Annotated in this window: 13 protein-coding genes; 9 read left to right on the top strand and 4 right to left on the bottom strand. The window is 69.9% G+C overall.

The window, feature by feature from the left end; translation table 11 throughout:
• Positions 1-36: 36 nt before the first annotated feature.
• The gene (gene purB, locus ACMGFH_RS00930) at positions 37-1425 is read right to left on the bottom strand and encodes an adenylosuccinate lyase (RefSeq protein ID WP_415380902.1); all 1389 of its coding nucleotides are present in this window, start codon (positions 1423-1425) and stop codon (positions 37-39) included.
• A gap of 170 nt (positions 1426-1595) precedes the next feature.
• On the opposite strand from purB, the gene purH reads away from it, so the two are divergent.
• From purH to ACMGFH_RS00965, 7 genes are all read left to right on the top strand, one after another.
• Positions 1596-3209, top strand: coding sequence for a bifunctional phosphoribosylaminoimidazolecarboxamide formyltransferase/IMP cyclohydrolase (purH, locus tag ACMGFH_RS00935; protein WP_415380903.1), 1614 nt, complete (start codon positions 1596-1598; stop codon positions 3207-3209).
• Between the two features lie 88 nt (positions 3210-3297).
• Positions 3298-4380, top strand: a complete 1083-nt coding sequence (locus ACMGFH_RS00940) for a Gfo/Idh/MocA family protein (protein ID WP_415380904.1) — start codon at positions 3298-3300, stop codon at positions 4378-4380.
• Positions 4381-4489: 109 nt separating this feature from the next.
• Positions 4490-5065 carry an SHOCT domain-containing protein gene (locus tag ACMGFH_RS00945; protein WP_415380905.1) on the top strand — a complete coding sequence of 192 codons (576 nt, stop codon included), beginning with the start codon at positions 4490-4492 and terminating at the stop codon, positions 5063-5065.
• Positions 5066-5125: 60 nt separating this feature from the next.
• Complete coding sequence (locus tag ACMGFH_RS00950) at positions 5126-5974, top strand: hypothetical protein (protein ID WP_415380906.1); 849 nt, start codon at positions 5126-5128, stop codon at positions 5972-5974.
• Positions 5967-6272, top strand: coding sequence for a hypothetical protein (locus ACMGFH_RS00955; protein ID WP_415380907.1), 306 nt, complete (start codon positions 5967-5969; stop codon positions 6270-6272). The genes ACMGFH_RS00950 and ACMGFH_RS00955 overlap by 8 nt, the downstream gene beginning before the upstream one ends.
• 122 nt (positions 6273-6394) lie before the next feature.
• Positions 6395-8974 (top strand): dihydropteroate synthase, encoded by a 2580-nt coding sequence (gene folP / locus ACMGFH_RS00960; RefSeq protein ID WP_415380908.1) that lies wholly within the window; start codon positions 6395-6397, stop codon positions 8972-8974.
• Between the two features lie 72 nt (positions 8975-9046).
• Positions 9047-9718 (top strand): class I SAM-dependent methyltransferase, encoded by a 672-nt coding sequence (locus ACMGFH_RS00965; protein WP_415380909.1) that lies wholly within the window; start codon positions 9047-9049, stop codon positions 9716-9718.
• Positions 9719-9731: 13 nt separating this feature from the next.
• Here the strand turns inward: ACMGFH_RS00965 and ACMGFH_RS00970 are convergent, their stop codons facing one another.
• Positions 9732-10004, bottom strand: a complete 273-nt coding sequence (locus ACMGFH_RS00970) for a hypothetical protein (protein WP_415380910.1) — start codon at positions 10002-10004, stop codon at positions 9732-9734.
• Between the two features lie 120 nt (positions 10005-10124).
• Here ACMGFH_RS00970 and ACMGFH_RS00975 point away from each other — a divergent pair, with 120 nt between their 5' ends.
• Positions 10125-10352, top strand: a complete 228-nt coding sequence (locus ACMGFH_RS00975) for a hypothetical protein (protein ID WP_415380911.1) — start codon at positions 10125-10127, stop codon at positions 10350-10352.
• 64 nt (positions 10353-10416) lie between these two features.
• Here ACMGFH_RS00975 and ACMGFH_RS00980 read toward each other — a convergent pair whose 3' ends face one another.
• Positions 10417-11475 carry a glycosyltransferase gene (locus ACMGFH_RS00980; protein ID WP_415380912.1) on the bottom strand — a complete coding sequence of 353 codons (1059 nt, stop codon included), beginning with the start codon at positions 11473-11475 and terminating at the stop codon, positions 10417-10419.
• Positions 11476-11630: 155 nt separating this feature from the next.
• On the opposite strand from ACMGFH_RS00980, the gene ACMGFH_RS00985 reads away from it, so the two are divergent.
• Positions 11631-12362, top strand: coding sequence for a peptidase M10A and M12B matrixin and adamalysin (locus ACMGFH_RS00985; protein ID WP_415380913.1), 732 nt, complete (start codon positions 11631-11633; stop codon positions 12360-12362).
• A 22-nt stretch (positions 12363-12384) separates the two neighbouring features.
• Here ACMGFH_RS00985 and ACMGFH_RS00990 read toward each other — a convergent pair whose 3' ends face one another.
• A complete protein-coding gene (locus ACMGFH_RS00990; protein ID WP_415380914.1) occupies positions 12385-12708 on the bottom strand; it encodes a hypothetical protein in 324 nt (107 codons plus the stop codon).
• Positions 12709-12800: the final 92 nt, after the last annotated feature.

Below are 12800 nucleotides of genomic sequence, written 5' to 3' on the forward strand. Positions count from 1 at the left end.
CGGCCTAATGTCTGTGGGCCGTGACGGAGGGGCCGATCACTGGTGCGCGTCGTCCACCAACTCGCTGGCGACGCCGGTGTATCCCGCGGGCGTCAGCGCGTGGAGTTCCTCGCGGACGTCCTCGCTCACGTCGAGGTCGTCGATCATCGCCGCGAAGTCGTCCATCGAGACGTCGCGTCCGCGGGTCGCCTTCTTGACGTGTTCGTAGGCGTCGTCGAAGCCCTCTCGGCGGAGGATCGTCTGGACGGCCTCGCCGATGATCTCGGGCGTCGATTCGAGGTCGTCGGCCATCACCTGCTCGTTGGGGACGACCTTGCCGAGGCCGTTCTGGAGCTTCGAGTACCCGATGAGGCAGTGGGCCAGTGCGGCGCCCATATTTCGCTTGACCGTCGAGTCCGAGAGGTCGCGCTGGAGGCGGGACTTGGTGACGTAGTCGGCGAGGAAGGTCAGGTCCGCGTTGGCCTTCGAGAGGTTGCCCTCGCTGTTCTCGAAGTCGATCGGATTGACCTTGTGCGGCATCGTCGACGACCCCGTCTCGCCCGCGGTCGTCTCCTGGCCGAGGTAGCGGTCGGAGACGTAGAGCCACACGTCGAGATCGAGGTCGAGGAGGACGTTGTTCGCGCCGCGGAGCGCGTCGAACACCGCGGCGAGGTCGTCGCAGGGGTTGACCTGCGTCGTGACGGGCTCGTGGTCCAGGTCGAGATCGCGGACGAACGCCCGCGAGAAGGCGGGCCAGTCCACGTCGGGGTAGGCGGCTTCGTGGGCGGCATAGGTGCCCGACGCGCCCGCTAGCTTGCCCGAGATCTCATCGGTCGCCCGTTCGATCCGGCCGAGCGCGCGACCCAGCCGGGAGGCGTACACCGCGAGTTCCTTCCCGAAGGTCGTCGGCGTCGCGGGCTGGCCGTGGGTGCGCGCGAGCATTGGCAGGTCGCGGTACTCGCGAGCCATCTCGATGAGCGCGTCGCGAACCTCCCGAAGTTCGGGAACCAGTACGTCCTCGACGGCGGGCTTGACGAGCAGTCGGTGGGCGAGGTTGTTCACGTCCTCGCTGGTGAGGCCGAAGTGGATCCACTCGGCGGCGTCCAGGTCCGCGGGCAGTCGCTCGCGGACGAAGTACTCGATGGCCTTCACGTCGTGGTTCGTCGCGGCGTAGTCCCCGTAGCCTTCGGTCTCGATCTGTTTGACGAGGACGGCGTCGTCCCCGTCGAACTCCTCGTAGACGGCGCGGAGCTCCTCGCGGTGGGCTCGGTCCATCGTCAGCGGCGTCTGCGGGAGGTCGGAGAGAGCGACGAGGTACTCCACTTCGACGTGCGTGCGGGCTCGCATCAGCGCCTGCTCGCTGGCGTAGGGCACCAGCGGTTCGGTGTAGCGGGCGTAGCGCCCGTCCAGCGGCGAGACGGCCTGCAGTGGCGAACGGTCGGTCATGTGCGCTCCTGCGGCGAGTCGACCAAAGAGGGTGTCGGTCGGCGTTCGCGAGCGGGCCCGGCCGCATTCGCCGGCTTCCCGGCGAAGCGACGTCGCCACTGTGTCGACCGTGTCGACTGTGTCTCAGCCTATTCGCAACTACTTTGCGCGGCGGCGACCGGCGTTTACACATGAAACTCGCGGGACTCGCAAGCAATCGCGGACGGAACCTGCTGAACATCGCCGACCGCGCCCCCGGAGGGGCGGAGTTCGCCGTCATTCTCACCAACGACGCCGACGCGCCCGTGCTCGACGCGGCGGCAGAGCGGGGGATCCCGACCGAAGTCGTCGAGCGCGACGAAGGCGAGGACCGCCGCGACCACGAGGAGCGCGTCGTCGACGCGCTCGACGGGTACGACTTCGATCTGGTGACCCTCGACGGCTACATGCGCCTGCTGTCGGACACGTTCCTCGACGACGCGCCGACGACGCTGAACGTCCACCCGTCACTGCTCCCCGCCTTCCCGGGCATGGACGCCTGGGGCGACGCGCTCGACTACGGCGCGAAAGTAGTGGGCTGTACCGTTCACGTCGTCACCAACGCCATCGACGAGGACGGTGAGATCATCGAAGCGGAGGTCGACGGCGGCCCCGTCGTCACCCAGGAACCGATTCCCGTCTACGACGGCGACGACGAGGACGACCTCAAAGATCGCGTCCTCTACGAGGGCGAGTTCAAGGCCTACCCGCGAGCGGTGAAGTGGTTCGCCGAGGACGACGTGACGGTCGACTACGAAGCGAATCAGGTCTCCGTCGAGGCCGACATCGGTGGCGACCTACCCGCTCGCCTGTTCAGTTCCGAGGATCGCGCCGCGGACCTGCGCTACGGGGAGAACCCGCACCAGGACGCCGCGGTCTACGCAGACAACACGGTCGACGAGGCCAGCGTCGTCCACGCCGACCAGTTGAACGAGGGCGCGAAGGCGCTGTCGTACAACAACTACAACGACGCCGACGGCGCCCTGAACCTCATCAAGGAGTTCGACGAGCCCGCCGCGGCAGTCATCAAGCACACCAACCCCGCGGGCTGCGCGACGGCGGACACGCTCGCAGGCGCCTACGCCGATGCGCTCGCGACCGACCCCAAGAGCGCATTCGGCGGCATCGTCGCCCTCAATCGCGAGTGCGACGAGGAGACCGCCGCGCAGATCATCGATTCGTTCAAGGAGGTCGTCGTCGCGCCGGGCTACACCGACGCCGCGCTCGAAACTCTCTTCGAGAAGGACAACCTGCGCGTCCTCGACGTCTCCGACCAGTACGACGTCACCGAGACCGTCACCGAGAAGAAACTCGTCGGCGGCCGGCTCGTCCAGGAGCGGGACACCCAGTCGCTCACCCCCGACGACCTGGAGGTCGTCACCGAGCGCGAACCGACCGACGAGCAGATCGAGGCGATGCTGTTCGCCTGGCAGACCATCAAGCACGTCAAATCGAACGCCATCGTCTTCGCGAAGGGAACCGAGACGGTGGGCGTCGGCGCCGGGCAGGTCTCCCGCGTCGACGCGGTCGAGATCGCGGGCATGAAAGCCGAGAAGGACGCCGAGGGCAAGGACGCCGAGGGCGCCGTGATGGCGTCGGACGCCTTCTTCCCGTTCCCGGACGGCATCGAGAAGGCCGCCGAGGCGGGCATCGAGGCGGTCATCCAGCCCGGCGGGTCGAAGAACGACGACATCGTCACCGAGGCGGCCGACGAGCACGACATTGCGATGGTCATGACCGGTCAGCGCGCCTTCCGTCACGACTGACAAGCGGGACGGAGTTGCGGTCACACCGGAGCGGGCGGGCGGTTCCGCGATCGCACCACTTACGGTCCGATGGCGTGCGCGATAGGGTATGACGTACCGCGTTATCCAAGTGGGGACCGGCGGGCAGGGCGCTCGCTGGTGCGAATCGTACCTGCCGCCGCACGTGGAGAGCGGCCGGATCGACGTCGTCGCCGCCGTCGACGTCGACCCCGACGCGCACGAGAACGCCGTCGAACACCTCGGTCTCGAGGAGTCCGACTGCTACACCGACACGGAGACCGCCTTCGCGGAGACCGACGCGGACTTCTGCACCGTCGTGACGCCGCCGTGGACGCACGAGGAGGTCGTCGACGCGGCCGTCGAGCACGACCTGGACGTCCTCTCGGAGAAGCCGATCGCCGACACGCTCGAAGCCTCCGTCCGCATCGCGGAGAAGGTGAAGCGAGCGGGCCTGAAGATGGGCGTGACGATGAGCCACCGCTTCGACCGGGACAAGACGACGATGCGCCGGCGCCTGCGTTCGGGTGAGACCGGCCCCCTCGACTACCTGGTCGGCCGGTTCACCTGCAACGCCCGCACGTACGGCGCCTGGGGCGCCTTCCGCCACGACATGGACAATCCGCTGCTCGTCGAGGGCGCGGTCCACCAGCTCGACTTCCTCGCGGACATGGCCGGGGCGAAGTGCGAGCGGCTCTACGCCGACACGTGGCTCCCCGAGTGGGCCGAGTATCAGGACGACGTGCAGACCACAGTGCAAATGCGCTTCGAGAACGGCGTCCGCGCCACCTGGGAGGGGGCGAAGGCCAACGCCACCACCCTCAACGGCTGGGGCAACGACTACCTCCGCGCCGAGTGCCGCGACGAGACGCTCGTCCTCGACGGCCGCGAGATCACCCGGTATCCCTACGACCAGGCCGAAGAGACGGTCGGCGGCACGAACGAGGTCGAGGGCGAGGCCGTCCCCCTCGACGAGCAGGACCACTGGGCGAACGCGTGGCTCGTCGGGCAGTTCCTCGACTGGCTGGACACCGGGGAGCCGATGGCGACCGACGTGGAGTCGAACCTCCAGTCCGTCGCGCTCGTCGAGGCGGCCATCGAGAGCAGCGAGCGCGACGAGGCCGTCGACGTGCAGGAACTGCTGGCCGAGGCGCGCGAGAACGTCGAACTGTAAGTTCCACTGCCGACCGACGACCCGGGAAGGGCCCCGCCGAGCATCGAACTGATCGCCGGACCGCGACCCGGCCGGTGTCCTTAGGTGTGCTCGCGACGTTGGCACGGACATGGGACTCACGGACTGGGCGCGCGAACACCTCCTGGCGACCGTCGCGCTGTCGCTCGTCTTCGCCACGCTGACGGCCGTCTCCGCCCTCGGCGTGGCCGCGTGGGCGTTCTGGGCACTGCTCGGTCTCGGCGGCGCGTCGACGCTCGGGACCTTACTGCCGCTGTTTCTCTTCGGCCTGATCGTGGGCGTGCCGGGGACCACGGTCGGACTCGTCGCGGCCGGGGCCGGGCTGGCGACGCGAGCTTCCTCGGCGGTGAGCGACCGGACAGAGTTCGCGGGGGTCCGCCTCGGACAGGTCGCCTCCTACGTCGAGCGCGAAAGCGAGATCGCGCGACTGGTCGGCCTCTCCGACCTCGTGGAGCACTTCGACTCGCGCTCGCCCGACCGGCGCGCCGACGACCGGATCCGGCGGCTGAAAGACCGCTACGTCTCCGGCGACATCTCCGAGTTCGAGTTCGAGGAGCGGATGCAGCGGGTGATGGACGAGGAGGGCGTCCACCGCGACCGCGTCTCGGCGATCGACGACGAACTCGGCGCCGGGAACGACGACCAGCGCATCGCCGAACGGCACTGACGCCGGGTCGGGCCGCGTCGACCAGCCAGTTATTTCCGGGCGACGCCCCAACGGCGTGACATGGGAAAGACGCTGCTGGGGATCGACCTCGACGAGTCGCCAGTGGGCGGCTTCGTCGAGCGTCTGCTCTCGGAGGAGGAGTTGGAGAAACTCACCGACGGCGGACGCGATCCGCGCGACGAGAGCGGCGCGAGCGGTCGCCGCGACACCGACGGACCGACCGACGACCTCGACGCGACCGACGACGCCGATATCGGGAACGACCTCGTGGACGACGCCGTCGACGACGACTCGGGGGGGCGTATCCCCGTGGGGACCAGCGCCGGTCCGAACACCGGTGCGGACACGCCGAGCCCCGGCGACGAGCCGTCGCGGTTCGCCGACCCTGTCCCGTCGCCGGGGGACGAAGACACTGACGACGAGGACGGCTGGAAGGAAAAGCTCAAACCGGTCCTCCTGAAGGGGAGCGTCGTGCTCGTCGTGCTCGCGGTCGTCGGCTTTCTCGCCTACCGCTACCTGGGGAAGGCGAAGGACGCCGCGGGCGATACAATCGGGAGCGACGACGAGTCCGCGTTCCCGTCGCCAGAGAACGTGAGCGGCGACGTGCCCGAAGCGCGACGCCGAGCGAAGACGCCGACCCGCGACCGCGAGGAGTACGCGGACCGCCCCCTCGACGAGACCGTCCACCACGCGGAGGACGTGTCCGGGGCGCGGGAGGACGATGCCGACGAAGCGGGAGAACGCGACGGACCGGAGACCGTCGGTCGGCCGAGAGACGACTCCGACGTCGGCGCGCTCGTCGGTCTCGCAGCGCTCGCCGTCGTCGCGGCGGCGGTCCGGAAGTTCGGCGAGGACCCCCCGCGGGACCCGCTGGTCGACGGACCGGCCGACGACCGCGACGATGAGTGAGGGCCCGGGGAGCGAGGTCGGTTCGAGCGAGTCGCTCGACGGCCTCGCCGACCGCGAGGGGTGGCGCGTCGAGGGGTCCGCTGCGCGAGTCCACTACGAGGGCGAGGGCGACCGCTACAGCGTCGAATACTACGCCCCGAGCGGCTGCGTGATCTACTGGAAGGTCCCGCCCGCAGAGGGCGGCGAGACGGCCGTTCCGGTCGGGCGCGACACCGTCCCGACGCCGCTGCGCGAGCGTATCCGGATGGATCTGGAGGCCGCGGGGGTCGATCCAGGGGTCGAGCGGCGGAGCCTGTAGCCCGGCCGCGGGCGTGGAACGCGGAGGTCTCCGGTCGTTCCGTGGCGACTGTGTCGACCGTCGCGACGCACACGTTGGTGAGTCCGACAGGTCTAAGCGGACCCATCTGGAACCGCACGTGCATGGACTTTCACGAGGCGGCGGAGTTTCTCTTCGATCTGCGCCGGTTCTCGCCGCGGCCGGGCCTCGACCCGACGCGGGAGCTACTCGCCCACCTCGGCGACCCCCACGATGACCTGCGGTGCGTTCAGGTCGCGGGGTCGAACGGCAAGGGGAGCACGGCCCGGATGGTCGAGCGCGCGCTCCGGGAGGCCGGGCTCTCGGTCGGGCTGTACACCTCGCCGCATCTCTCCGACGTGCGCGAGCGGGTACGCGTCGACGGCCGGCCGATCACCGAGTCGGCGGTTTCCGACTTCGTCGGCGAGTTCCGCGAGTACGCGACCGACCGGGCGACCGACGGCGAGTCGCCGACATTCTTCGAGACGGTCACCGCGATGGCCTGCTGGGAGTTCGACCGCCAGGACGTGGACGTGGCGGTCCTCGAGGTCGGCATCGGCGGGACGCTCGACGCGACCAGCGTCGTCGATCCGATCGCGAGCGCGATCACCGCGGTCACGCTCGAACACACCGACCTCCTCGGCGACACCGTCGGCGAGATCGCCCGCGACAAGGCCGGCGTCGCGCCGGCGGACGCCCCGCTCGTGACCGCCGCGACGGGCGACGCGCTGGCGGCCATCCGGGACGAGGTCGCCGACGTGGTGGCCGTCGCCGACGAGGACTGGACCGACGCCGGCGACCCCGACGTGACGGTCCGCTACGGCGGCCGCGAGGGGCTTGAGGGCGCGGTCGAGATTGAGGGCGACGGTTCGGACGGAGGTGACGGCGACGACGCTGACGGGAGTGACGACGCCTGGCACCTCGAGACGCATCTGCCGCTGTTGGGCCCTCACCAGGCCCGCAACGCGGGCGTCGCCGCGGTGCTCGTCCGACAGGTCGCCGACACGCTCGACGCGGATCTGTCGAGCGAGGCCGTCGAACGCGGGTTCCGGAACGCCCACTGGCCGGGCCGATTCGAGGTCATGGGTCGGGACCCGCTGGTCGTCCTCGACGGCGCGCACAACCCGGGCGGGTGCGAGGCGACGGTCGACGTGCTGGAGTCGTTCGATTACGACGACCTGTACCTCGTGGCGGGTGCGATGACCGACAAGGACCACCGCGGGATCGCGGCGGCGTTCGCCGACGCGGACCTGACCCGAGTGGTCGCTTGCCGGCCGGACCACGACCGGGCCGAGTCGGTGGACGTCATCGCCCGGGCGTTCGCGGAAGAGACGGAAGCGGCCGTCGACACCCACGAACCGGTCGCCGGTGCGCTCGACCGGGCGCTCGCCGCGGCCGGTCCGGCCGACGCCGTGGTCGTCGCCGGGTCGCTGTACGCGGTCGCCGAAGCCCGGACGCGCTGGGCCCGACCCACAGTCCCCGCGCGGGTCGATTCGCTCGCCGAGGCCCGGGAAACGCTGGACCGTGCACACGTCGCCGAGGCCGACGCAACGGCGGCGAGCGGCGACGCCGTCCACCGGGTCCTGCGGACCCGACTCCGCCCGCGGCAGGCGCGTCGACTGCAGTCGGAACTGCGCGCGCTCGGCGGCGAGTGCGCCCTCTCGGCGCTGGCCGACCAGGACGAGGAGTCCGTCGACGCGGTGCTGATGGGCACCCGGTCGCAGTTCGACCGCCTCGTCGGAGACCTCGCGGACCGCGAGGGCGACCTCGAACCGCTCGCCGCCGAGATCGGGACCGCGCTCGACGGGACTCCCGGCCCCAACGAACCGACGGCGGTCGCGACTCGCGCCGAGGACTCCGGGACCGACGACGCCGGCGTCGCCGACCGCGGCTACCCCTGGGAGGACGGCACCGCGGTCATGGGTATTCTCAACATCACGCCGGACAGCTTCCACGACGGCGGCGAGTACAACTCCGTCGCCGACGCGCGCGAGCGCGCAGAGCGGATGGTCGAGGCGGGCGTCGAGATCCTCGACATCGGCGGCGAGTCGACGCGACCCGGCGGCGAGGCCGTCCCCGAAGACGAGGAGATCGACCGCGTCGTCCCGATCATCGAGGAGATAGTCGACCTCGACGCGATGATCTCCATCGACACGCGCAAGGCGGCGGTCGCCCGGGCGGCGCTCGACGCGGGCGCGGACCTGCTCAACGACGTCTCGGGGCTGGAGGACCCCGAGATGCGACTCGTCGCCGCCGAGTACGACGCGCCGGTGGTCGTCATGCACAGCATCGAGGCGCCGGTCGATCCGACGACCAGCGTCGAGTACGACGACGTGGTCGACGACGTGATCGACTACCTCGCCGAGCGCGTCCTGCTCGCCGAGAAGGCGGGGCTAGACCGATCGCAGATCCTCGTCGATCCCGGCCTGGGCTTCGGCAAGTCGGCCGCAGAGAGCTTCGAGCTGCTCGGCCGGCTGGACGAACTCGCGGCGCTGGACTGCCCGATACTCGTCGGCCACTCGCGGAAGTCGATGTTCGAACTCACGGAGGGCGGGCGCGAGGGAGCGCTCGACGAGACGGTCGCGGGCACGGCGCTGGCCGCCGAGCGCGGCGCCGACGTGATCCGCGTCCACGACGCCCACGAGAACGTCGCGGCCGTCCGCGTCGCCCAGGCCGCGGCCGACCCCGACCGGTTCGACGGCTGAGCGGACCGTCGCGTGTGATCGACTGCCGGGCGCCCGACAGGCTTTTCTCGCTGTCTTCCGGCACTCGGGGATATGAACGACGAGACGCCGTCCGACGAGCCGTCGACCGACGACGCGCGCGACCACGACGAGTGGGCGCGCGTCGTCATGCAGGGGTACGACGGCGTGGCCGAGGCGTACGACGCCGACCGAGATGGCGCCGACGAGGTACCGTTCGTCGAGTCGCTCGTCGCGGACCTCCCCGCGGGGTCGCGCGTCCTCGACGCCGGTTGCGGTGGCGGCCGGGCCGTCCTCGAAACGCTCGCAGACGGCTACGAGACCGTCGGAGTGGACCTCTCGCCGGAGCAACTGCGACTGGCGAGCGAGCGCGCGCCCGGCGCGCGACTGGTCCGCGGCGACCTGACACGACTTCCGGTCGCCGACGGCGCCGTCGACGCCCTCACCGCGCTGCACTCGGTCATCCACGTCCCGCGCGAACACCACGAGACCGTCTTCCGGGAGTTCGCCCGCGTTCTCAGGCCGGGTGGCCGGTTGCTCCTCACCACGGGCGTCGGCGAGTGGGAGGGGGAGAACGACGACTGGCTCGACAGCGGCGCGGCGATGCAGTGGAGCTTCCACGGCCGCGACCGGAGCCTGGAACTGCTGGAGGAGGCGGGCTTGTCGGTCGAGGACGACACAGTGCTCGACGACGACCTCGACGAGGGCGAATGGCTGTTCGTGCGGGCGACGTTCGACGGCCGGTAGCGCGGCCGACCGCTCAGACGACGCTAAGGAGTGCGTCGATCAGTCCGCCGAGGCCGCTCCCGATCTTCGGCAGGGAGTCGTGCTCGAACACGTCTACGACGATATGCGTCCACACCGACAACAAGAGCAGTAAGGAGACACGCCGTGAGGAGATCCAGCTGGTAGAGCCATCGCGGCCCGTCGATGAGTAGCGCGACGAAATCAAACGCATCGACACTAGCCCCAGTAACCCCACAAGCGCTGATGACCAGAAGTGATACCAGACGAGGTCGAGGGGGATGTCCATACACACCGATCAGATCCGATTAATCCGATATAACTCGACCGTCCAAATTATTGGTATTGAAATTGATTTCGACGCGGCGGCGCGACGATGCAGTTTTCGATACGGCGGTGCGGCGAGACGATGGACGTTTCACAGACGCGGCGGCGGCCGTTCGTCCGCGCGACCGTCCGAGTGACCTCGCTGTCAGTTCAAGACTGGATCCGCGAGCACCCGGAAGCGGTGACCGCAGCGGGGACACTCGACGCGGTGGCCGTCGTCGACGGTGGCGAACGACCGCGCCAGCCCGATCTTGCCGCACTCGGGGCAGCGGCGGACGAGCGGTGGGATCATCGGTCTTCGACCACGTAGGCGTTCGAGCGGGAAGGGTCCGTCGGCGAGCGGTCCGGAGTGATCCGCGGACCGCTCGCTGCCGTCAGAACAGCCCGTACTCGGCCTGCAGGTCGCGGTAGGTCTGGAGGTATCGTTCGAGGACGGGAGTGCGGTCGTACTCGGCCCAGTCCTCGTCGACGGTGAGGCGCTCGAACTCGCCGGCGTCGACGATGGCGTCGGCTATCTGCTCGGGCGAAGTGGTGCGGAAGCCCCGTTCCGCTCCCTCGATGAGTTCGTGGGCGCTGGACTCGGCCTGGTACTCGACGATCCCGACGCAGCCGCAGGCCATCGCCCACAGCAGTTCGGTGGCGAAGTACTCACGCCGGGCCGTCTGGACGAACGCGTGTGCGCCCTTGTAGATGGCGACCCGCTCCTCGCGGTCGCAGGCGCCGGCGAAGGTGACCCGGTCGTCGATCCGCAGGTCGCTGACCTGTCGTTCGTAGCCCGCGCGTTCGGGACCGTCGCCGACGATGGTGGCGCTCCAGTCGCGGTCGCGCAGCTCGGCGAGTCCGAGCAGGAAGCTCTCCAGGTTCGCGCTCTCGTCCAGCGGGTGGGCGTAGACGACGTCGGTCTCCTCCGCGGGGTCGGTCTCGCGGACGAGCGACACGTCGATGCTCTCGGGGATCACCTGCGAGGTCGCTTCTGTCGCGCCGAGCTCGCGGACGCGCGTGCGGACCATCTCCGAGGGGGTGACGACCATCTCCGGGAGCGTCGCGGTGCGCTCGTGGAAACGCGACGCTTCGATGGCGGCGTCGCCGAACCACTCGACGACGAGCGGCGCGCGGGCGAGCGTCCCGCCGAGGCTGGCGGCGAGGGTCGTCACCGGGGGGTCCGGGCGGGCGTGGACGACGTCTGGGTCGTAGAGGGCGAGTAAGGCGGGGATCCGGACGGCGAAGGAGGTGAGCGCCGGCGAGATGGTCACGCCGCGGTAGGTGACGCCGTCGCGCTCGACGGTCTCGTCGGTGCCGTCCCACCACTGCGTACAGAAGACGGTCACGTCGTGGCCGCGGGCGGCCAGGTGTCGTGCGACGCGTTCGAACCGGCGTGCCCCTTCGGTGTCGCGGTAGTGAGTCGTCTCCATCGAGACGAACGCGACGCGCATACGACCGTGGAGGGTACCGGGTGTCAAAAATCCCCTCCATCCCTCCGACGCCCGGTAAGACCGCGGTACCGCGGCGACACGCCGCGCGGCGAGCGGCGTAGGTCGGACCTACCCGGCCGGAACGTTTATGGGAGATACTGGGCATCGGTGGGGTAGTGAACAGACGGGGGTTCCTCGCGAGCACCGGCGCGGTCCTGTCGCTCGGGGTCGCCGGGCGTCGGGCCGCGCGACGGCCGGACCCGGTCGTCGTCCGCGTCTGGTTCAGCGATGCGGCCGCCGCGCACGAGGGGCTCGAAGCCCGCGTCGAGGGGTACCTCGGCGCCGCCCTCGACGCCGCCGGCGGGGGCGTCGAGATTGACTTCGCGCCCTCGCCCGTGTCGCTTCCGGCGGAAGGCGGCCGCCACGTCCTGGCGGTACACTGGCCCGCGAAGGTGGTCGAGGGGGCCGTCGGCGTCGGTCGGGTCGACCCGGTCGCCGACGTGAACCTGCTCGTCACCGACGGCGATCCGAGGGAGCAGCCGGCGGGCTACGCCCGCCCGCACGTCGCCGCGGTGACGGGTGCGAAGTACGTCGCTCGGATGCCGCCGGCCGCCGAGACGCCGTCGGTGGTGCCGTACTCGGTCCGTGCCGCCGCGACGCAGCTGTTGCTCCACGAAGTCGGTCACGCGCTCGGGATCGGACACGAACACGGTTCGGCCGACCGCGACGGCGACGCCGTCGTCGCGAGCCCGATGGTCGGGAGCTACCTCTGGGCGTCCCGCGAGGTCCGAGAGAAACACGTCCCCGACAGGAACGTCTGCGGTGGGTCGTTACCGGGGGACCGGTCGACGTCGGAACGGCGGTTGCGCCTGCGCTACGCCGACTGCGCGGTGCAGGCGCTGCGGTGAGCTACGGGGAAAAGCGGCCGTCTCAGCTGTCGGCGGCCGTCTCGGTTTCGGTGGCCGTTTCGGTACCCATGGCGCCGTCGGTTTCGGTATCGGTCTCTCCGATAGCGCCTTCATCGGTCTCCGTCTCGGTACCCATGGCGTCCTCTTCGGTCTCGGTCTCCGTCTCGTCCATCAGTCCGTCTTCGGTCTCGGTCTCGTCACCGACCCCGCCGTCTTCGGGGGACTCGCCGACGCCTCCGTCTCCGCCGACGCCGGGGGTTTCCGTATCGGCTCCTGGACCTGGTCCGCCGCAGCCAGCGAGGGCGACCAGGGCGACTGTGCAGACTATCGCGAGTGCACGATACATGCGATTTCCCGTACGAGAGTCCGCCGTTTCGTTATTCAGACCCCATCGGAGAAGGGACGCAACGTTTCTCGAGTTGCGACTGTTCCGAGCGG

Origin of the sequence: Halosimplex rarum, assembly GCF_047715405.1 — an archaeon.
GTDB lineage: Archaea > Halobacteriota > Halobacteria > Halobacteriales > Haloarculaceae > Halosimplex > Halosimplex rarum.